Source organism: uncultured Chitinophaga sp. (assembly GCF_937874145.1).
Classification (GTDB): Bacteria; Bacteroidota; Bacteroidia; order Chitinophagales; family Chitinophagaceae; genus Chitinophaga.
Genome location: NZ_CALNBI010000226.1, coordinates 1 through 21481 on the forward strand (window position 1 = coordinate 1; position 21481 = coordinate 21481).

Here is a 21481-nt window from a genome sequence, read left to right on the forward strand (position 1 = left end):
ACGCGTCGATCAGTTCATTGAAGTTATGGGGAAGGATTTTGGTGCTGAGGCCCACGGCGATGCCCTCCGCGCCTTGTGCCAGCAGCAGCGGGAACTTCATGGGCAGCGAAAGCGGCTCGTTCTTACGGCCGTCGTAGCTCAGTTGCCATTCGGTGGTTTTATTGTTGAAGGCCACATCCAGCGCGAACTTAGACAGGCGCGCCTCGATGTACCTGGCCGCCGCCGCATCGTCGCCGGTGCGCACATCGCCCCAGTTGCCCTGCATGTCTATCAGCAGTTCTTTCTGGCCGAGGTTGACGATCGCATCTGAAATGGAAGCATCGCCATGCGGGTGGTACTGCATGGTTTGCCCGATCACGTTGGCCACTTTATTGAAACGCCCGTCGTCCATTTCCTTCATGGCGTGCATGATGCGGCGCTGTACGGGTTTGAGGCCGTCTTCCACGCCGGGCACCGCGCGCTCCAGTATAACGTAGGAGGCGTAGTCCAGGAACCAGTCCTTGTATTTCTCGTCTACGTGCGCTGCGCCATGCAGTGATTCGTCCGGTGTTTCTTGTGTGTTACTCATATACTTAGTTCAGAAAAAGTAAAAACTATCGTTTCCCTGCTTCGAAATCCTCGCGCCAGATACGTACGGAATCGACGTGCACGTCGTCCATCGTGTTCAGTTCCATAAAAGAACAGTCTGTAACGGCGATCAGCTGGTGCCAGATATTGACGGGGATTTCCACGCGGGCGGGGGCCGTCACCGTATCCACCCGTATTTCCGATTCGCTGAGCGGGCACCAATGAAGCTCCGCCATGCCGCTGAGGAGATACAGGATCTCGGGGTTCTTGTAATCGGAATTGCCCTGGTGGTAATGCTGCCCGCTGCTGCTGCCGGCGTTGCGGTAGCAGAGGATGAATGTTCCTGTACGGAAGCACTCCCACTCGAAATTGCGGCCGCGGTCGTCTTCCCCTACCAGCTGCAACGGACGGATATCTGGCTGTGCCATCGGTTATGCATTTTCTGCGGCGGCAGGCGCTTCAGCTTCCGCCGGGCCGCCAGGCTGCCTGATTTCGTAATCTTTCAATGATTTCAATTCTCCCCGCGCTTCCAGCTTTCCTTCTTTCACGAGTTCTTTCAACCGCCAGTTCAGGTAATGGTCCATCACGGGATATTTCATCTTGCCGATCACCGCCGACGAGGATTTGCTCGCTTTCGCGAATTCCTTGCCGGTAGCGGCCAGCAGGTCTTTATCATAATATGTCGCCGCTTCGCCGCGGATCTTCTTACCCCCTTCCAGCAGGCGTACGCCCGCGTTCTCGTTCATCAGCCGGCGCCATTCGTCGCCGTCGAGCTCGAATTCCGCCAATGACACTTCCCGCGCCAGCTTCTTCGCCTTCAGGTATTCCTTCGGAAGGATCTGGCTGAGATGCGTGGGATAGAATACACCATTCTTTTCGTTCAGGAAAGGCAGGTTGTTGAGATAGATGAGGTGGATGCGGCCCGAGAAGCGGTCGAGCTGGCTCACCAGCCAGAAATACCCGCAAACATCGGTTGGGTTCTGCCCCGCCCAGATCCAGATCACCAGTTCCTCTTCCTCCCGCAGGCGGGCTTTCAGGCTGCGGACAGGATCTTCCGGCGGCGGAACTACTTCCCCTTCCGCGGGCGGCGGCACGGTAATGTCCTGCACGGCGTTCCACCAGTCGCGGCGTGCCGCCCGGCCGTCCGGCGTATCGAGGATGAAGAGCGGGCCCACGGCCAGATCGTCTTCATAACACAATATCTCCCCTTCCAGTTGCGGGTCCAGTTCAAAAGCCGCCTTCAGGTTGGCGATGCTCGACTGCCCGAATACAATATGCAATATCATTGTCGGTATTCGTCTTCTTCTTATACGTTAAGCTTCCGCCGTTTCTTCCACCAGGTCTTTCTCGTACCGGAGATTGCTGATGATGAAATCCTGGCGGTGCTGGGTGTTCTTGCCCATGTAATATTCCAGCATCTTGGGCACCGGCATTTCCTGCGAAGGAATGATGGGCGACTTGCGCATATCGTCGCCGATAAACTGCCCGAACTCGTCCGGACTGATCTCTCCCAACCCTTTAAATCGTGTGATCTCCGGCTTCCCGCCCAGTTTCTTCACCGCTTTCTGTTTCTCTTCCTCGCTATAGCAATAGATCGTCTGCTGCTTGTTGCGCACACGGAACAGGGGCGTTTCCAGGATGTAGATATGCCCGTTCTTCACCAGGTCGGGGAAGAACTGGAGGAAGAAGGTGAGCATGAGCAGGCGGATGTGCATACCATCCACGTCGGCATCGGTAGCGATCACGATATTGTTGTAGCGTAGCCCTTCCAGCCCTTCCTCGATATTGAGGGCGTGCTGCAGCAGGTTGAACTCCTCGTTTTCGTATACGATCTTTTTGGACAGGCCGTAACAGTTCAGCGGTTTACCCCGCAGGCTGAATACCGCCTGCGTTTCCACGTTCCGGGATTTGGTGATTGATCCGCTCGCGGAGTCGCCCTCCGTAATAAAGATGGTGGTTTCTTTCTGTTTGGCTTCCTGTTCCTCTTTCTGTTTGCCCGTCGCGTCCTCGTTCAGGTGGAAGCGGCAGTCGCGCAGTTTGCGGTTATGGAGGTTCGCCTTCTTGGCGCGCTCGTTGGCCAGCTTCTTGATGCCCGCCAGTTCCTTGCGCTCCCGTTCGCTCTGCTCGATCCGCTTCTTTAAAGATTCGGCGACGGCAGGGTTGCGGTGCAGGTAATCGTCGAGCTGCTTGCTGAGGAACTCCAGCACGAAGGCTTTCATCGACTGCCCGCCTTCCGAGACCGTCAGCGATCCCAGCTTGGTTTTGGTCTGGCTTTCGAACACCGGTTCCTGCACGCGCACGGCTATGGCCGCGCAGATGGATGCGCGGATATCGGTGGCGTCGTAATCTTTCTTATAGAAGTCGCGCACGGTTTTCACGAACGCTTCGCGGAAAGCCGCAAGGTGGGTACCGCCCTGCGTGGTGTGCTGGCCGTTCACGAAGGAGTAATACTCTTCGCCGTATTGGTTTTCGTGCGTAATGGCCACCTCGATGTCTTCCCCTTTCAGGTGGATGATCGGGTAACGGAGGTCGTCCGGATTGGTGCGGCGCTGCAACAGGTCGAGCAGGCCGTTTTTGGACAGGTATTTCTGGCCGTTGAAGTGAATGGTCAGCCCCGCGTTTAGGAAACAATAGTTCCAGATCTGGTTTTCCAGGTAGTCGGGGATGAAGTGGTAATTTTTGAATACGGTGTCATCCGGCGTGAAGGTCACGATGGTACCGTTGTTATCTTTCGTATCCGCTTCTTTATGTTCTTTCGTCAGCACCCCGCGCTCGAATTCCGCCACTTTCATCCTCCCTTCCCGCACGGAAGTGATTTTGAAGTAGCTCGACAGGGCGTTTACCGCTTTGGTTCCTACCCCGTTCAGACCCACCGATTTTTTGAAGGCTTTGCTGTCGTATTTGGCGCCGGTATTGATCTTGCTCACCACATCCACCACTTTGCCCAGGGGCACGCCCCGGCCATAGTCGCGCACCGTAACGCTGTGCTCGGTCACCTTGATGTCGATCTGCTTGCCGTGGCCCATCATATGCTCGTCGATACTGTTATCCACGACCTCCTTGATGAGGATGTAAATCCCATCGTCCTGACTGCTCCCGTCTCCCAGCTTGCCGATATACATACCCGGACGGAGGCGGATGTGCTCGCGCCAGTCGAGCGAGCGGATGGAATCCTCCGTATAGGTGTTGAACAACTCTTTGTTTTCTGCCATAAGTCTGACTGTTAACCTGTTGATGATTAAACCGTTGGGGTGGGGTTGACCCCGGCCCCTTACTAAATCTTTTAGCAAAACCCGGTCGTTGGCAAAAATAAAGGATTCGCGGAAAATGCCAAGTAGATTTTATGCACTATACCTTCGGCATTGATTTTCAACCCACAACAGTTTTATCCACGGGGTAACTTCCAGGAAATGGGAAGCATGTGCGCGAGAAAGCGATTCATGATCGGCGGTGGTGGCCGGTCGGTCACGTCCTAAAATAGGTTTACACCCGGCATGCATAATAGCTCAGTAGTGATTCAGTAGGGATACCGTACTGTAACCGTACCAACGCTTCACCGCAGCCCCAAAATCCCCCATTCGTAGCATAACGCTGTATAAAAAAATGCATATTTTATGAACCGTTTTCCGGCTGGCTTCTGAATCAATAAAATTTCTATGCGAATAATATTTTATATGATTAAAATATCTATATTTACACCCGGAATACGGCTAATCTGTCCTGTTATTATTAAATAGATATCCTGATGAAAACTATCGTATTTATTGGTATCGTCGTATCTGTTTTGCTGATTGCAATGGTAGTAGTCTTATTGGTTAGACGTGAGCAGCGCGATATGCGCCGGCTGAGAGACACCTGCATCGGATTTTCCCGCCACCTCGAATCCTGGCGGATCATATCCTGAGCACCACTCACACATTTGATTTCCAACTTTTTGTAAACTTATAATCCCTATACCTATGAAAACCGGCTTACTATTCAAACTCGCATGTCTATGCATTGCTTCCGTGGTATTACTGGCACATTTTGCCCGTAAGTACATGCAGCGCGTCCGCACCCAGAAAGTGCCCGTAGCACGCTGATCACTGCACAACCCGAAACAAACGCAAAAAGAATTGATCCGCCCGGAAACTGGCGGATCTTTTATTTCCACTCTTCCTCCCCCCACAAAAAAGGCTGCCCGCAAAACGCAGGCAGCCCGATCGTGCTCCATTTCGACCGAATTGCACTAAGGCATCCAGTAGATTTTTTGTAATACCTGCTGGCCGGGACTGGCGCCGTTGGTGGCCGCCTGCCAGTTTTCGTGGTTATTGATATTCTCGTCGTCGGGGTACGGCAGTTTGTTCACTACGCTGGGCGCATAGTTGGGATCTTTCGGCGTGAGGCCGGTCCTTCTCACGATCGCCCAGGCTTCCCAGGGCTGGAACAGTGTGGCGAGCCAGGCCTGCGTAGCGATCTTGCGGAGCGCATCGGCGTCGTTGGCGCCGTTGTACGCCATGACCCAGGCGTCGGAAATTCAGCACCTGCAAGAGCAGGGTCTCTACCGTGGCTCGGCCGAACACGATGCCTGCGGCGTGGGCTTTGTGGCCCAGAAAGCCGAATTCTTCGCATAGCCGTACCAGAACTCCGTGGAAGAACGCAGGCCGTCTTCATACTCCAGTTTAGCTTTGGCGATGTCTTTGGCCACGCCCATGCCACGCTGGTAGATCTCCGCTTTCAGGAAATGCACGTCTGCCTCGGTAATGATAAGTATCGGGTAATACACGCGGTCTGCCGCCAGGTTGAAGTTCACGGCGGAGAATTTATTACCCACATCTGCCCCGATGGCTCTCCGTGCCGTCATCCCCCCTTCGTACGGCCGTCCGCCTTCCGGCTGCGAGCCGTCCTGCGGCTGGGGGGCCCATTTATCGCGGTTGCTGGTCATAAACCACACGTAGGTACGCGGATCGAAGATCCCCGCGCCGCTGGAGTCGTTGCTGGAAGAAAGCTGCTGCCATACGTTGCTGCTCATCCGCATATTGGAAATGGACAGTTCCGCGTAGGAATTCCACTTCGCGTCGAGCGCTCCGAAAATGTTGGTGTTGGTGAAGTTGGAGGGCCACAGGCCGAAGTTATCTTTCCAGATATCGTCCACACCCACATTCTGGTTATCCGGCAGCGGCTGGTTGCCGCCTACGATCTCCGTGATGATTTGCGAGCTTAGCGCAGTTTCCTTATTGAACAAACGTACCGCGTAACGCAGGCGCAATGCGTTGCCGAACTTGCGCCAGGCATCTATATCGCCTTTCAAAAAGCTTTCGGAAGCCCCGATGCTGGTTTGGCCCGCGGCGGTGGTCAGCCCGTCCACAGCGGTTTTCAGATCGCCAAGCACGCTTTTGTACACATCGGCCTGCTTATCGTAAACGGGGCGGAAGTTGATCGCGCCATCCTGGGCTTTCACCGCCTGGCTGTAAGGGATATCGCCGTAGTAATCCAGCATCCGCAGCGTGCGCGACGCCAGCAGGATGGTCGCCATATGGCGCACATTGCTGAACGACGCCGCATCGGGCTGCTGGTCGATCAGGCTGATCAGCTTCCGGTAGTTCTGCAGCACCGGGTAATAGAGGCCCCAGTACCCGCCGGCGTAGTTGACATACGGCGCCAGGGTGTTCTGGTAGGCCTGCTGGTTGGTGATGGGATACAGCAAGCTCACGTTCAGTGCATCGTCGCCGTATTTGGTAAAGGATTCCACCATCCCGTTGTACATCCCCGGAATGCTGGCCCTGCTTTCGTCTGCGTCGCTGAAAGGCCTGTTCATTTCTTCGAAACCTTTTCTGCAGGAGGCGCTCCCGATCAGGACGCCGCAGCACAGCAAACTATATATGATTCTTTTCATGTTCGGTTCGTTTTGAGATTAGAGAGAGGCTTTAACGGTAAAACCAAAGGAACGGATCCGCGGCATGGAAGAGTATTCGATGCCCTGCTGGTTACCAATACCGTTTACGCCTTCGGGGTTAAGCCCTTTCGGAATGGTGGTGAAAATGTAGAACAGGTCGCGGCCGATCAATGACAGGCTCAGGTTCTGGAACACTCTCGTCTTGCGTACCACGCTTTGCGGCAGCTGGTATGTCAGCGCCGTTTCCCGCAGCTTCATCCAAGAATTCTCGAACACGGAAGCGGAACGCGGAACGCCCAGGTGGTTCCAGGAAGTGTATGTCATGAGGTAATACCAGGGAGCCGCCACTACGTTGGTATTTTCCTTCCCGTCTGCGAACACGCCATCGAAAATGATACCGGTGTTGGATTGCGTGCCATCAGGATAAACCAGCGGCACACCGCCGCCATTGCGCTCTTTCACGGTTTCCTGCAGCAGGCCGTTGCCCATGGCCGCGGCGTAAGTGCCGAAGTAAGTATCTCCGCCCAGCTTGGCATCCGCCAGTACATACAGCGAGAAGTTCTTATAACGGAAGGTATTCGAAATACCGCCTGTCATCCAGGGAGTGGCATTGCCGATGGGCACTTCCGAAGGCGTGAGCACCCATTGCGTACCAGCGTTGTAGGTAGTGCCGTTCACCGTATACGTGAGGGGCAGCTGGGATTGGGGGTTCACCGCCGTCTTCACCACCTTCCGGCCATTCAGATAGGTAAAGTCTTTGCCATACAGCGTTCCGTACTTCTCCCCTACCTTCAAACGGGTGGAAACGCCGCTGCCGCCGAAGAAGTTACCGATGGGAATATTATCCACGCCTTCGTCCAGGTCGAGGATCTTGTTGGTGTTATGCGCACCGTTCAGCCCGATGGTCCAGCTAAAATCTTTCGTGCTCACCGGCGTTGCGTTGATCACGAGCTCCAGCCCCTTATTGCCCATCGAACCGCGGTTCAGCACCACGGAAGTAAAGCCCGAAGACTGCGGAATCGTACCCGTCAGGATCTGGTCGTAAGTCTTCATCGTATACGCCGTCAGTTCCACGTTCAGCCTGTTCTCCATAAATCCTAACTGCAGCCCGAGTTCGTACTGGCGGCTGCGTTGCGGCCTAACGTCGGGTAGTTTCAGCTCCGGACGGTAAGTCTGGGAAGCCTGGCCGTTTACGTTGTTAACCGACAACAGGTTGAAGATAGAAGCGGGCTGCGTGTCGCTGCCTGTTTCGGCATACGACAGGCTTAGTTTACCGAAGCTGAGCCAGGGCATGGATTCCCGGATGGCGCTGATCCCGTCGGAGAATATATAACTGAGGTTCACGGAAGGATAGAAGTAAGAGTTGTACTCCTTGGCGAGGGTCGACGACCAGTCGTTACGCGCCGTCACCTGCAGGTAAAGGTAATTTCGGAAGGAAAGATCCAGGAACCCGAAGGCGGAGTTCAGCTTTCTCGTGTAACGGTCTTCCTGCGAAGGATCAGGTTGTTCGGAACCATTTTTCAGCGCAAATACGAACGGCGACAGGAACTGCCCTTTGGTGGCCGCGCTCACCGTATAATCGTTACGGTAATATTGTTCCACGCCACCGGTCAGGCTGGCATTGAAATCCGGGTGCCACAGGCTTTGCTTATGCAGCCGCAGCATGGCCGTGAGGTTGCGGCTGAGGTTGCGGGAATTGGCTTCTTTATACGCCCCGTCTGTTCCCTGGATGTTTTTGGGATACTCCCGCACCTCGATCCCGTCGCTGGAATTATCGATGCTTCCCTGGCCGGTTAAAGTCAGCCAGTCGGTAAGTTCCGCCGTCAGTTTGATACCGCCCAGCAATTGATTGCGGCGGAGTTCGGTGTTGTTCTTCTCAATATTCCACCAGGCGTTGGCCATGTAGGAATAGAAAGGATAACCGCGGGTGCCCAGCGCCGGGAAGTTGCTGGAGTTGGTAACGTCGCGGCGGGCGCCCTGGGGCGTGAAGTTGTTCATTTTCTCCACGTCCGACCGGTAATCGCGGGTAGCTGCATAGCTCATCCCCGCCAGGTAACTGCCGGAGCCTACGGGAGGCGTATTCAGGCGGTAATAGCTGATATAGCTGGCCGTCACATCCGCCGTCAGCATCTTGCTCACCTTAATGCTGGAACCGAGGTTGAAGGTGTTGGTGTTGTACTTGGAGTTGGGAATATTGGCCTTACTGTCGTCGCGTGTGTACGACAGGCGGACGGTCCCGTAATCCCCGCCGCCGGAAAGCGATACGTTATGCTGGTTCACATAACCGTCGGGCAGGAAGTCCCTCCAGTTGTCGGGCTGGGCTGAATATGGGCGCTCCACGCCGTCGTACCAGAGGATGGGCTGGTTGTCGAATTTAGGGCCCCAGGACAGGCCGCTGGGGAACGAAAACAGGTCCCAGGCCTGGGTGCTGTTGTTGTAAGGCAGCATGCCGTATGCGCCGGTTTTATAATCGCCTGCCTGCGTTGTGCCGGAATACGTACCGATCTGGTAGCGTTTGCCGGCACCGGTTACGGGGAATTGTTTCTGCTGGTCGGCGGTCCACAGCGAACCTACGAGCCCTGAGCCGAAGTCGTTCTGGAAATCCAGGTATTCATACACCTGCGTTTTGCGGGAGGAGAAGGAATAATCCAGCCCGAGCCCTTTGCGCTGGGTGCCTTTTTTGCGGGTCACCATGATCACGCCGTTACCGCCGCGCGCGCCGTACAGCGCCGCCGCAGCGGGGCCTTTCAGCACCGTTACGCTTTCGATGTCTTCGGGGTTGATGAAGTTGAGGCCGGTGCCCCAGTCGTTATAGCTGGAGATGTCCGCCCCGGGCTTCAGGCCGAGGCCGCCGCCGCCGCTGTTGTTGCCGTTGGAGTTGATGGGATCGTTGTTGATGGGAACGCCGTCTACCACGATCATCGCCCGGTTATCGCCGGTGAGGGTGGTATTGCCGCGCACCACCACGCGGGAGGAGCCGCCTTCCACGCCGCCGGAAGCGGAGCTGATCTGGAGGCCGGCCACCTTACCCTGCAGGCCCTGCGCGATGTTGGGCGCCTGGGCGATGGTGATCTCGTTGCCTTTCACGCTCTGCACGGCATAGCCGAGCGAGCGCGGCGAACGCTTTACGCCGAGGGCCGTCACCACCACTTCGCCGAGCCCCTTTTCGTCGGTTTCCAGCAAGATGGTATAGGAGTTCTCGGCGCCAACGGTGATATCCTTCGCCTTGAAGCCGATGGCTGAAAACACGAGCACATCGCCTTCGTTGGCTTCGAGCGAAAACCGCCCTTCCGCGTTGGAGGTCGTACCTTTCGCCGTCCCCCTTACCATTACGGTCACCCCGGGGATAGATGCGTTGGTAGCCGCGTCGCGGATAACGCCCGTCACCTGCTTGAACGCCATGGAAGCGATGGCCTCGTCCATCTCATCCATGCCGCCGGCCATGGCGCCGATACGCTGGCGTTTCAGCACGATCTGGCTGCCGATGGCTTCGTAATTGATATTATAAGGCTGGAACAGCTCGTCGAACACTTTCGACAGCGCTTCGTCTTTCGCCTTGATGGTTACTTTTTCTTTTTCGGGAATGGTGTTGCGGGTATAGGAGAATTTGACATCGGCCTTGCGGCTGATCTTCTCCAGTACACCGCGGAAGGCTTCGTGCTCTACGGACAGGGTCAGCTTCCTGTCCAGCACGCCTTGTTCCCTGCCCGGCTCCGCCGTTGCCGGCAAGGCGGTGGTGATGGCAAGCAAGCCCAGCAGGCATGCGCGCATCCTCGAAGTGGAATAGCTCTCTTTCATAACATTAAACGATTTAGCGAGTAATTAAAGGTGCATGCCGGGCCTGCAGGGGATTCTGCTGCAGGGCATAGCCGTGCCGGAGGCTCCGGTCAGCCGCATGCTTTCGTTTTGGTTGTCTTTGTTAATTTGTGGTTTATAATCTATTTCATTGTTCGTGGCATCCGCCGCCTTCGACGAATATGCCGTAAGTGCTCAAGGTATACGAAGCGTCGATAGTCCTGGTAATTACTTTTAAAATCTCTTCCAGGCTTTCATTTCCAAGCGTCAGCGTTATATAGCAATCTTTAAACGTCTCCGGATCGAATTTGATGGGGATGGCGTAATGCGTTTCGAGTGCGCGGAGCACATCGGCTACGGGTGCTTCTTCAAAGGCCAGGAGCTTCAGTTTCTCCAGTTCGGCCACATGCGCGAAGGCGCCTTCGTAGCTTTCCGTCACCAGCTCCTGCAGGCTGGCTTCGTAGCGGCACACCTGCCGCGGCATCACGATGCTGGCGGCGGATTGCTCAAGGTCCTGCCCTTTCAGGTACACCGATACTTTACCCGTGTTCACGGCAACGGATTCCTCTTTCCCGGAAGCCTTCACCATAAAGCTGGTGCCCAGCACCTTCACCACCATCTTGTCTGTATAAATATAAAAGGGCTGCTGCGGGTTGGGGACTACGTCAAAAAACGCTTCACCGCTCAGTTTCACTTCCCTTTTGCTGCCATCCATCAATAAACTGTAGGCAATGCGCGCCCCTTTGCCCAGGACCACTTTGGACCCGTCGGGTAAAAACAGCGCCTGGCTGCCTGAGTTGCCGTTAAAGCGGACCACTTCCGGGGAATGCCTTTCCGTGCTGCCGGCGGCCGTTTGTTTCGAAGGCGCATTCCCGTTCCTGAGCAGCAACCATCCTCCGGCGGCCAGCAGCAGGGCGATGGACGCGGCGACGGCCATCCAGCCCAGGGGCTTTATGCGGGCGATCTTCTCTTCCGCGCCGATGCCTTCGCGTATTCTGCCAAAGAGTGCATCTACATTGTCTTCCGACATTTCTTCCCCTTCAAACTCTTCTTCCACCCCGATCTCCAGCACCATCGCGCGGGCGCTGGCTACAGCGGCGGCGTTTTCGGCGCTTTCCGCGGCCCAGGCTTCCCAATACGACGCATACCTGCTGCCCGGGTCTGTCACCCAGTCCACAAAGCGGTTATCGAGCAAAAGCGCTTCCAGTTTATCTTCCTGTGGTTCCATGCGGAGCGTGTATAACCAGTAATGGAGATTTCCGGTGCGGGATACTCACTTTTGGAGAAATATTTTTTAAGTGCGCGGAGATTTCAGGGAGAAGCCTTTGCGGAGGGATTTCAGGGCGCGCTGCACGAGGTTGAGGACCGACTGGTAATTCATGTCCATCATTTCGGCGATGTTTTCGTAGGGGATATTATGGTAAAAACGGAGGTGGATGGCTTCCTGCTGGCGGAGGGGCAGCCCGTCGAGCAGTTCGCGGAGGGTCTGGCGGTTGTGGTTTTCCGTTTCACGGGCCACGATATCCAGTTCCACGTAGCCGGACATGAGCTCGCCGGCAGCCAGGTTCAGTTCGCCGTTGCGGACGAAGGATTGTTTCGACAGATGGCGCAAAAGTTTATTGCGCAGGGCGCGGAGGAGGTAAAATTTAGGGTAGGGCGTGTCGGAAAGATGCTGGCGGGTGTTCCATATTTCCTCGAAGAGGTCCTGGATGCAATCCTGTACCAGTGCGGGATCGTCGGTGATTTTGAGGCCGTACCGCATCATGGGCCTGACGTGCGCACGATAGATGCGTTCAAACGCGGAGAGGTCGCCGCTTTTCATCCGGATCCAATCCATATCGTGGTCTAATGCGCTCAAACAGAGGGGGAAATAGAACATGAATGTAAGACAATAGTTGTTTTTTTCCTAATACTATCGTGTCATTCCTTCATGCTTTTTAGGCTGGATAAGAAAAAGGGCCCCCTGGTGCAGGGGGCCCTTCAAAAATGGCAATAGTCAACCTTTAACGGTTAAAATATTTATTCACCGCGTCCGTCCGGCTGCGAACATGCAGCTTTTCATAAATATTGTGGACGTGGCGGCGCACGGTTTCGATACTGATAAAGAGGTTTCCGGCGATTTCCTTGTAGAGGAAGCCTTTGGACAGCTGGTCAAGGATCTCTTTCTCGCGGGAAGTCAGCGCTTCCAGGGCGGGATTGGGTTTGGCCTGCTTCTGGAAGTAAGCCACCACCCTCCTGGCGATCTGCGAGCTCATGGGCGAGCCCCCTTCGTGGAGGTCGCGGATGGCATCGAGCAATTCGCCGGGCGAGGTCTTCTTCAGGATGTAACCGCTGGCGCCCGCTTCCAGGGCCATGAAGATCTTGTCGTCGTCTTCATACACGGTCAGCATCATGAACTGCATATCGGGGTATTCCCCCTTCAGCCGGGTGATGCATTCGATGCCGTTCATGCCCGGCAGGTTAAAGTCCATCAACACCACGTTGGGTAACAACTGAGGAATCTTTTCAAGCGCATTTTCCGCATTGTTGAAAGCTCCAATACACGCATATCCTTCAGAACCATTGATCAACAACTCCATGGCCGACCTGATATCGTGATTGTCTTCAACAATAGCCACAGAGATGATATCCATGCTATTTTGTAGCTTTTTTTTCGAATATACCATCATTTCGTTTTAATGTCATAACACCAAAATGTTATAAAAAGTAAATGTAGATTAATTTAATGGTATATCTAAGAAAACTGTCGTCCCGTTTTGGGAAATGATGTCGGCCTGCCCGCCCACCTGCTGCATCCGCTTCTCGATATTTTTCAGTCCGTTGCCGAACAGGCGCACCTTTTCAGGGTCGAAGCCCTTCCCGTTGTCCTTGATCATGATCGTCATATTTTTAAACACTTTCACTTCGATGATCACTTCCGTGGCCTGCGAATGCTTCACGACGTTGTGCAACGATTCTTTCACGGCCAGGTAAATATGCCTCCTGGTGCCGCCGCTCAGTTTCACGTTGGGTATGCTTTCGGGAATGATAAAGTGGTGCTGGATGTGCGCATGCTCCAGGAAATCGGCCGCAAAGCTCCGCATGTAAGCGATGAGATTGGCCAGCGAATCGTTGGAGGAATTCATGGCCCAGATGATCTCGCTCATCTTGTCCACCAGCTCGCCCGCCGCTTCGGAAATCCTTTCGATCTCCTTCGTCTGCCCCGTATCCTTGATCTTCCGTTTCGCGATCTCGCTGAGCAGCCGGATGGTCGACAGCCCCGACCCCAGATCGTCGTGCATATCGCTCGATATGCGCGCCCGCTCCTGGTCTACCGCCTGTTCCTTTTCCAGCTTCAGTTTCTCGTTCCGGATCTTGTAATCAAGGTACAGCGCGGAGAAATAGTAAGCTATACCTAATACCAGTAACAATAGCAGAAACCGGAACCACAGCGACTGCCAGAACGGGATCCTGATCACGATCTGCAACGTCGTAGGCTCCGTATTCCAGACTTCATCGTTGTTGCAGGCTTTCACCTTGAACAAATATGTGCCGGGCGCGAGGTTGGTATACCGCGCCATGCTCTGGTTACCCGCCATCAGCCAATCCTCATCCGCCCCTTCCAGCATGTACTGCACCTTGTTCTTCAACGGATTGGTGAATTCCAGGGGTACGTATTCGATGGCGATCGTGTTCTGGTTGTACGGCAGCTCCACCTGCTTCATCAGGGAAATCACCGTATCCGACTGGTACGGCTTATCCAGCACCTCCAGCCGCTTGATGATGACCTTCGGCACCCAGGGGTTATTGCGGAAGTTGCGGGGATAGAAGCCCGTGACCCCGCGTATCCCGCCGAAGAACAACTCGCCGTCCATCGACTTGAAATATGCTCCCGTATTGAATTCGTTGCTCTGCAACCCGTCTTCGAAATTGTAGGTCACGAGGTTATCGCCGTTCTGGCGGATGTGCGTCAGCCCGCGGTTGTGGCTGATCCACATATTGTCTTTATCGTCGAGCAACACGGCGTAGACGTAATCGCTCACCATGCCGGGATAGTCGTAACTGTTATAATGCTTCAGCTTGCGGTTGGCTTCGTCCAGCACCAGCAATCCTTTGTTGGTGGCCAGCAGCAGCTGTTTATGCGCGTTTTTGTTGATGGATTTGATCTCCACGTCCTTAATCCACAGGTTGATCTTTTCCCATTTCACGCCGTCCGCTTTCCGGCAGTAGACGGAAGATTTGGTGCCCACGTACTGGTTCCCCCAGAAATCCTCGAAGAAGCAGGTCAGCTGCTCGCTATCGAACCGGTGCACGATCGCGGCGGTCATTCCCTTGTCGGCACTGCTGAATTTGAGGAGGTATTCTCCGTAGTTGAAATACGTTTCCCCGTTCGGCCGCTTGTTGACGAAGGGATAGATCACCAGCTGGTCCGGCAGGCCGAGTGCCCCCACTTTGGGCGTGAGGTCCTGGAAATGTTCGGTTTTAACGTCGAACAACCCGATGGCGCCCTTCACGAAGTGGAACCACAGGCTTTCATAATCTTCCCGGCAAATGGCGTGGAGGTTATTGGCGGGGAAGCGCCCGGGCATGTCTTCGTTGGAGATGCGCTTGAGGTACTTCCCTCCTTTTTCGTAGATATCCAGCCCGTCCTGCAGCAGCCCTACGTACAGGCGGCCGTCGTCGTGCTTGTATACGGATTTGACGATGTTGTGCGAGATGCGCGGCGAGCGGTAAAGGCTGAACACCTTTTTGTTGGGAGCGTATTTCTTGAGCCCGTCGCCGTCGGTGCCCACCCACATGTTATTGCCGCGGTCGCGGTAAAGCGCTACGATCTTGTTGAAAGAATTGGTTTCGAATGCGTTGAAACTGGTGATGTGATTGATGATCTCGTGGTTATCGATACTGTACACGAGCACCCCGTTATTCCCGCCGATCCAGGCGTTGCCGCGCTCGTCCAGCTCGATGGCCGTGGGCAGGAAGGGCTCCTGGAGCTCATTGAAGATGGAAAACTTAGTATCGGAATAGCGGTTGCGCTTCGTGTCGAATATGGTGATATGGCCGTTGCTGACCACCAAAAGCGAATCGCTGTTGAGGGGGCGGATGGCGGGCTTGCCGCTGAGCGTGGGCAGGCAGTAGGTAGTGAGGCGGGCCGTGTGGATGTCCATCCGGTAGAGCTGCTCGTCGTCGAAGCAGAGCCAGATGTAACTATCCTGCATCACCACGGCCTGGGGGATCTTGTTGGCTTTGGCGTATGCCGGCGGATAGTGGATGATCTTCTTCAGCTCGAAAGTGTTGCTGTTGAGCTGGTAGAGCCCTTTGGCCGGGCGCCAGACCCAGAGCGTTTGCGTGGCGGGGTCTTCGCCGAGGATTTTAAACTTGTGGAGGAAGTCGCGCTCCGCTTCGTTGACGTACATGCTGTCGGCGAATACCAGCGTGAAATTACCTTTGTAGCTGTCATAAAGGCTGATACCGCCGTTGTGCGCGATAAACATCCGGTCGTGCTGGTCGAGGTAAAAGAGGTGGTTCCTGGTGCCGTGGAGCCCGAAGCTCTTCACCACCGCCCTGCCGAGGAAGGCGGAAGATGGGTACACGACGCGCTCGGTGAGTTTTTCGGGCCGCTCCTGCGCGGGATTGGTACGGAATTCGTTGAAAACGTATCCGTCGAACCGGTTCACGCCGTCGAAAGTGGAGATCCAGAGAAAACCTTCCGGCCCCTGGATGATGCTGCCGATGCTGTTCTGCGAAAGACCGTTATCGACGCTGTAGGCATCGAAATTATAACTGCGCTCCTGGGCGGAAGCCGAAGTCAGGTATGCCAGGATAGTGCAGAATACAAGGATGCCGGTCTGATGAAATAATCGCATCGGGTTATATAAATATGTCTTACGAGGTTTGCAAATATATAATTCTCATCTGCACTTTGTAACGAATTTGCATTTTTCTTCATTATTATTGCCGGAAAAGCAGCTTGTATGAGATTTCGAATGCTGGCCATCCTGGCCGCGACAACGACGTTGAGCCACTCCCTTTCCGCCCAGGCCCCGGCTTTGGCGGAAGCGCCCCGCGAGCCCAGGATCGAAGCGCTGGTGACGGCGCCGATCGGGAGCATCCGGGGGCTGAGCGTAGTAGACGACAGCGTGGCGTGGGTGTCTGGCACACAGGGTAAAGCGGGGCGCACGGCGGACGGGGGCAAAACCTGGACCTGGTTCTCCATTCCCGGCTGCGACTCGGTGGATTTCCGGGACGTGGAAGGGTTCTCCGGCAGCAGGGCCATCGTGATGGGGATCGCCTCCCCGGCGAAGGTGATGCTGACGGAAGACGGCGGGAAAAACTGGGAACAGGTCTATTTCAACGCCGATTCCGCCATTTTCCTGGATGCCATGGACTTTTACGGCGACCGCAAGGGATACATCGCCGGCGACCCGCTGGGCGGCAGCTTTAAAGGCCTGGTAACGCCCGACGGCGGGAAAACCTGGTACAACCTCCCCATGCCCGCTGCCGACTCCGCGGAGGCTATTTTTGCGGCCAGCGGCACCACTTTGCGGGCACTCCCGGGAGGGCAGCCGGCTTTCGCGACCGGGGGTACCCACAGCAGGTTCTACCGGCTGCAGGGGCGCAAATGGCGGGAAACGGAGTGGCCGGCCACACAGGGCCAATCATCCACCGGTATCTTCTCCTTCGCATTTGTCACTGATAAACAAGGCATTGCCGTAGGCGGCGATTATCTCAAGCCGGAAGTAGTGAAGGGCAATTGCCTCATTACGGCCGACGGCGGGCTTACCTGGTCGCCCGTGCAGGCGCCACCAAGGGGTTACCGCTCCGCGGTGGAATACATAGATAGGAAGACATTGGTATGTACCGGTCCGGCAGGTACCGACTGGTCGGCCGACGGTGGCCAGACCTGGCGGGCGCTCCCCGGCGAGGGATACCATGCGGTACGGAAGGCGAAAAACGGGAAAGCGGTGTACCTGGCCGGGTCGAACGGCAGGATCGCGATATTGAGGGGGATGTAGCCGGTATGCAAAGGGCGCCCTGGAAAGGACGCCCTGTTACAATACGCTTATTGTATCACAACCGGAACAATAGGTTAAAGCAAAAAGTACATTTACTACAAGTTAAACCATCCCACTGCAATTATTCCGGACAATCTCGCCAATACAGGGATTTTTTTTGTAAAAGCGGGAATTGCCCTGTTTAATGCAGGTAAAAAGCAATTTTTAATTAATTTAGATGGAATGCGGCCCGCCAGAGCGGCCGCGGCATTTATCAGTAAAAGAAACAGATCGGCACGATGCAAGTGGCAACATCTTCGGGTAAATACTCGGTCAAACATTACCCAGACAACATTCAGTCCTGGAAAAAGGAAGGCAACTATTTCTACTTCTATACCTCCGCCACTATCCTGGAAATCAGGGTGATATCAGACAAGATCGTGCGGTTCCGGTATGCGGCCGACGGCCAGTTTCAGCGGGATTTTTCCTACGCGCTCAGCGAAAAACTGGAAGAATCCCCCGAAAGCTTCGATATCCGCGAATGGCAGGAGTCCTTCGAAATCTACACTACCGCCATCAGGGTGTTCGTGGCCCGGGAAAACCTCCGGATCACCATCACCGACACCGAAGGCCGGATCATCAACCAGGATGAAACGGGCTTCCACTGGCAGTATTACCTCCAGAAAGGCGGAAAAATCGTGTATTGCACCAAGCTCATCCAGGAAGGGGAAGCATTTTACGGGCTGGGCGACAAGCCCACCGACCTCAACCTGCGCGGCAAACGCGTGGAAAACTTCGGGACGGATGCCTATGGTTATGCCAAAGACACAGACCCCCTCTACCGGAATATCCCGTTCTATTACGGGTTGCACAACGGCATAGGGTACGGCATCTTCTTCGACAATACCTTCCGCACGCTGTTCGACTTCGGCAGCGAGCGCGAAGACGCTTCCAGCTTCTGGGCACGCGGCGGCGAGATGAACTATTACTTCATTTACGGCCCCGAACTGCTTAAAGTAGCAGAATCCTACGCCCGCATCACCGGAACGGCCGAATTACCGCCCCTCTGGGCCCTTGGCTACCACCAGTGCCGCTGGAGCTACTTCCCCGATACCCGCGTCCGCGAGATCGGCAAAGAGTTCCGCCAGCGCGGCATCCCCTGCGACGCGCTCTACCTCGATATCGATTATATGGACGGCTTCCGTTGCTTCACCTGGAGCAACGAGGGCTTCCCCGACCCGAAAAAACTGCTGAAAGACCTGGCCGATGATGGTTTTAAAACCGTCGTGATCATCGACCCGGGGATTAAGGTGGACCCGGAATATCCCATTTACCAGGAGCTGGTGCAGAAAGGCTACGCCTGCAAGCGGGCCGACGGCGCCCTTATGGAAGGCGATGTATGGCCCGGCAAATGCGCGTTCCCGGATTTCACCGATCCCAAAGTGCGCGAGTGGTGGGCAGGGCTGTTCCAGGACCTGACGGCTTACGGCGTTCGGGGCGTATGGAACGATATGAACGAACCGGCGGTGTTTGAACTGGGGACTTTCCCGGAAGACGTGCGGCACGACTACGATGGCGAAAACGTGAGCCACCGCAAGGCCCATAACGTTTACGGTCACCTCATGAGCAAGGCTACCGCGGCGGGATTGAAGAAGCACCTCATGCCGAGGCGCCCCTTCGTCATCACGCGCTCGGCTTATTCCGGCACGCAGCGCTGGAGCAGCGTCTGGACCGGCGATAACATGAGCACCTGGGAGCATCTCTGGCTGGCCTCCGTGCAATGCCAGCGGTTAAGCGTATCCGGGCTTTCGTTTGCGGGCAGTGATATCGGCGGTTTTATCGGCGAGCCTTCCGGCGAGCTGTACACCCGCTGGATACAGCTGGGAGCGTTCCATCCGCTGATGAGGACCCATTCGGCCAGTAACGATACCGGCTTCGACCAGGAGCCCTGGAGCTTCGGCCCTGAATTTGAAGCGGTGATCAAATCGTTCATCCAGCTCCGGTACAGGCTTCTCCCCTACATCTACACCACTTTCTGGCAATATGCGGCATATGGTACGCCGATGCTGCGGCCCCTCGCCTTCGTAGCGCAGGACGATGCCAATACGCATGACCTCAACCATGAGTTCCTGCTGGGCGACAGCATCCTGATCAGCCATGTCAGCGAAGCAGGCATGCAGGAGAAATCGGTGTACCTGCCCGAGGGGAATTGGTATTACTATTTCAATGATGCGCGTTATGCCGGCAAACAGGCGGTAACGATCCCTACTCCGCTGTCTGAAATGCCTATTTTCGTGAAAGCCGGCGCCGTGGTGCCCCAGTACCCCGATATGGAATGGGTGGGCCAGCGCAAGGTGGAGGAGATGATTTTGCAGGTGTATTACGGTGAAGGGATAACGCACAGCATCCTGTACGAGGATGCGGGCGACCATTACGCGTATAAAACCGGCCAGTATAACCTGGTGCGGTTCAAGCAGGCGTCTGAACCAGGGCTTTTCCGCCTGAAGAAAAAGTTCGTGGGCCGTTTTGAAGCGGATTACCGCCACCACCGCCTGAAGATCCACGGGCTGCCTTTCCGTCCCACGAATTGCGTGGTGGATGGCGTGGCGCATGAGCTTCCCGCCGAGGCGCTGCAGGCTGCCATCGTCGAGATCCAGCTGCCGCGTAATTTCGAAGAGATCGTTCTCCGATAAGATACATCAAAGCGAAACGGATTTTGCCGTTTCGCTTTTTTTAGGTTTATTTGTCTACTGTTTTTATAGACATGCCATACTAATTAACAGACCTTATGCAACATCTCAACTGGATCGCCCTGTCCATTGCCGGATTCCTGCTGTTTATCGGCCTGGAGTACCTGGTAAGCCGCCGTACCGGGCGCAATTATTTCCATTTTGCAGAATCTGTCGCCAACCTCAATACCGGCATTGCGGAGCGTTTGCTGGACGTGTTTGTGACGGGATTGTTTTACTTCTTCTTCGATTGGATCTACCGGAATTTCGCGATATGGGAGATCAGTCCGGCGTGGTATACCTGGGTTTTGTTGTTTTTCGTTACGGATTTCGTGTGGTATTGGTATCACCGGCTGGCGCATGAAGTGAATGTGCTGTGGGCGGCGCATGTGGTGCATCACCAGAGTGAGGATTTCAACTACACCGTGTCTGCCAGGATAACGGTCTTCCAGTCGGCGGCGCGCTCCTTGTTTTGGTCGGTATTGCCGCTCGCGGGGTTTCCGCCGGCGATGATCACTTCCCTCCTGCTCGTGCATGGATTGTACCCGTTTTTCATCCATACGCGCACCATCGGCAAGCTGGGCTGGCTGGAGTATTTCATGGTGACACCGAGCCACCACCGCGTGCACCATTCGTCCAACGAAGCGTACCTCGATAAAAATTATGGCGACGTGCTCATCATCTGGGACAAAATATTCGGGACGTTCGTCGAAGAAAAGAAAGAAATACCTCCTGTGTACGGCCTCACCAAACCGCTGGGGAGTTACAGTTTCCTGTGGCAGCAATTTCATTTCATGCTGGAACTGGCTACCGCTTTTGCGAGGGCGCGGGGCTTCAGGGCCCGGTGGAAAGTCATCTTCGGCAAACCCGACGACATTGACCCCAACATCCGGGGTGAGCTGGAGGCGCGCTGGCTGCGAAAAGCGCATGCGCGGGAGCAGACGCGGGGGCAGCGGGTGTATATCGTTATCCAAACGATTTTCAGTATTACAGTCCTGTTTACGGTGATGCTGCTGGAAGCCTGGGTGCCCGCGGGACTGGCGGTTTTCGCCGTGCTTTTCGTGCTGCTGAGCCTGGTCAACACCGGCGCCATCCTCGAACAGAAAAAATGGTTCTTCTACCTTGAATATGCCCGCGTCATGCTGCTGGCTTTCGCCTGCATGTTCTACTTCCGGCACCTGTATGTGTATGTAAGTATTTTATCGGCAGCAACGCTGCTAACTTTTTACTTTACCCGGATCAGGGAATCCGTTCAGCGATGGCTGTTTCAGCCCTAAAAATCTTGCCGCGTGGCCGAGAGGACAGGCAGAGGCTTCCCGCCTTCTACGATGGTTCGATTCCATCCGCGGCTTCAATCAAATAGCAAGAAAATCAACGGTCATTCCCAGCTCACTACAATTTATCCGGCGCCACTTTATTTTGTAATTTAGTCTGCGACTCCATCACAATGAAATACCGGGAAATTAAACCAAAAGGATTTTTGACGGATTTCATCCACAGCTTTTGGGAATACGAAACCTGTGAAACGAAATACGAACACACCA

Annotated in this window: 12 protein-coding genes and 1 pseudogene; 3 read left to right on the top strand and 10 right to left on the bottom strand. The window is 55.1% G+C overall.

From position 1 onward, the window contains the following. From Q0510_RS10845 to Q0510_RS10890, 10 genes and pseudogenes are all read right to left on the bottom strand, one after another. A partial coding sequence (locus Q0510_RS10845; protein ID WP_298711105.1) for a DNA gyrase subunit A occupies window positions 1-568 on the bottom strand: 568 nt, incomplete at its 3' end. 25 nt (window positions 569-593) lie between these two features. Beyond that, window positions 594-995, bottom strand: a complete 402-nt coding sequence (locus Q0510_RS10850; protein ID WP_298711108.1) for a hypothetical protein — start codon at window positions 993-995, stop codon at window positions 594-596. Between the two features lie 3 nt (window positions 996-998). Next, window positions 999-1853: a DUF1835 domain-containing protein gene (locus Q0510_RS10855; protein WP_298711110.1), complete on the bottom strand. Its 855-nt coding sequence runs from the start codon at window positions 1851-1853 to the stop codon at window positions 999-1001. Window positions 1854-1880: 27 nt separating this feature from the next. Then, entirely contained in the window at window positions 1881-3779 is a 1899-nt protein-coding gene (locus Q0510_RS10860) for a DNA topoisomerase IV subunit B (protein WP_298711113.1), read from the bottom strand. A gap of 1016 nt (window positions 3780-4795) precedes the next feature. After that, a pseudogene (locus Q0510_RS10865) lies at window positions 4796-6442 on the bottom strand (SusD/RagB family nutrient-binding outer membrane lipoprotein). 18 nt (window positions 6443-6460) lie between these two features. Next, window positions 6461-10240 carry a SusC/RagA family TonB-linked outer membrane protein gene (locus Q0510_RS10870; protein ID WP_298711116.1) on the bottom strand — a complete coding sequence of 1260 codons (3780 nt, stop codon included), beginning with the start codon at window positions 10238-10240 and terminating at the stop codon, window positions 6461-6463. 145 nt (window positions 10241-10385) lie between these two features. Further along, window positions 10386-11465, bottom strand: coding sequence for a FecR family protein (locus Q0510_RS10875; RefSeq protein WP_298711119.1), 1080 nt, complete (start codon window positions 11463-11465; stop codon window positions 10386-10388). Window positions 11466-11531: 66 nt separating this feature from the next. Continuing rightward, window positions 11532-12095, bottom strand: a complete 564-nt coding sequence (locus Q0510_RS10880) for a sigma-70 family RNA polymerase sigma factor (protein WP_298711122.1) — start codon at window positions 12093-12095, stop codon at window positions 11532-11534. A gap of 145 nt (window positions 12096-12240) precedes the next feature. After that, a complete protein-coding gene (locus Q0510_RS10885; RefSeq protein ID WP_298711125.1) occupies window positions 12241-12870 on the bottom strand; it encodes a response regulator transcription factor in 630 nt (209 codons plus the stop codon). Between the two features lie 84 nt (window positions 12871-12954). Continuing rightward, on the bottom strand, window positions 12955-16080 hold the full coding sequence (locus tag Q0510_RS10890; protein ID WP_298711127.1) for a sensor histidine kinase: 3126 nt from the start codon (window positions 16078-16080) through the stop codon (window positions 12955-12957). Window positions 16081-16188: 108 nt separating this feature from the next. On the opposite strand from Q0510_RS10890, the gene Q0510_RS10895 reads away from it, so the two are divergent. The 3 genes from Q0510_RS10895 to Q0510_RS10905 all read left to right on the top strand — a co-directional run bounded on the left by Q0510_RS10895 (window position 16189) and on the right by Q0510_RS10905 (window position 21214). Further along, window positions 16189-17229 (top strand): YCF48-related protein, encoded by a 1041-nt coding sequence (locus tag Q0510_RS10895; RefSeq protein WP_298711129.1) that lies wholly within the window; start codon window positions 16189-16191, stop codon window positions 17227-17229. Window positions 17230-17507: 278 nt separating this feature from the next. Then, on the top strand, window positions 17508-19901 hold the full coding sequence (locus Q0510_RS10900) for a glycoside hydrolase family 31 protein (RefSeq protein WP_298711135.1): 2394 nt from the start codon (window positions 17508-17510) through the stop codon (window positions 19899-19901). A 95-nt stretch (window positions 19902-19996) separates the two neighbouring features. Next, on the top strand, window positions 19997-21214 hold the full coding sequence (locus tag Q0510_RS10905; RefSeq protein ID WP_298711137.1) for a sterol desaturase family protein: 1218 nt from the start codon (window positions 19997-19999) through the stop codon (window positions 21212-21214). Window positions 21215-21481: the final 267 nt, after the last annotated feature.

Coding starts and splice junctions, on each gene's coding strand:
- Q0510_RS10850 (WP_298711108.1), bottom strand. CDS start 995: ATGGCACAGCCAGATATCCGTCCGTTGCAGCTGGTAGGGGAAGACGAC.
- Q0510_RS10855 (WP_298711110.1), bottom strand. CDS start 1,853: ATGATATTGCATATTGTATTCGGGCAGTCGAGCATCGCCAACCTGAAG.
- Q0510_RS10860 (WP_298711113.1), bottom strand. CDS start 3,779: ATGGCAGAAAACAAAGAGTTGTTCAACACCTATACGGAGGATTCCATC.
- Q0510_RS10870 (WP_298711116.1), bottom strand. CDS start 10,240: ATGAAAGAGAGCTATTCCACTTCGAGGATGCGCGCATGCCTGCTGGGC.
- Q0510_RS10875 (WP_298711119.1), bottom strand. CDS start 11,465: ATGGAACCACAGGAAGATAAACTGGAAGCGCTTTTGCTCGATAACCGC.
- Q0510_RS10885 (WP_298711125.1), bottom strand. CDS start 12,870: ATGGATATCATCTCTGTGGCTATTGTTGAAGACAATCACGATATCAGG.
- Q0510_RS10890 (WP_298711127.1), bottom strand. CDS start 16,080: ATGCGATTATTTCATCAGACCGGCATCCTTGTATTCTGCACTATCCTG.
- Q0510_RS10895 (WP_298711129.1), top strand. CDS start 16,189: ATGAGATTTCGAATGCTGGCCATCCTGGCCGCGACAACGACGTTGAGC.
- Q0510_RS10900 (WP_298711135.1), top strand. CDS start 17,508: ATGCAAGTGGCAACATCTTCGGGTAAATACTCGGTCAAACATTACCCA.
- Q0510_RS10905 (WP_298711137.1), top strand. CDS start 19,997: ATGCAACATCTCAACTGGATCGCCCTGTCCATTGCCGGATTCCTGCTG.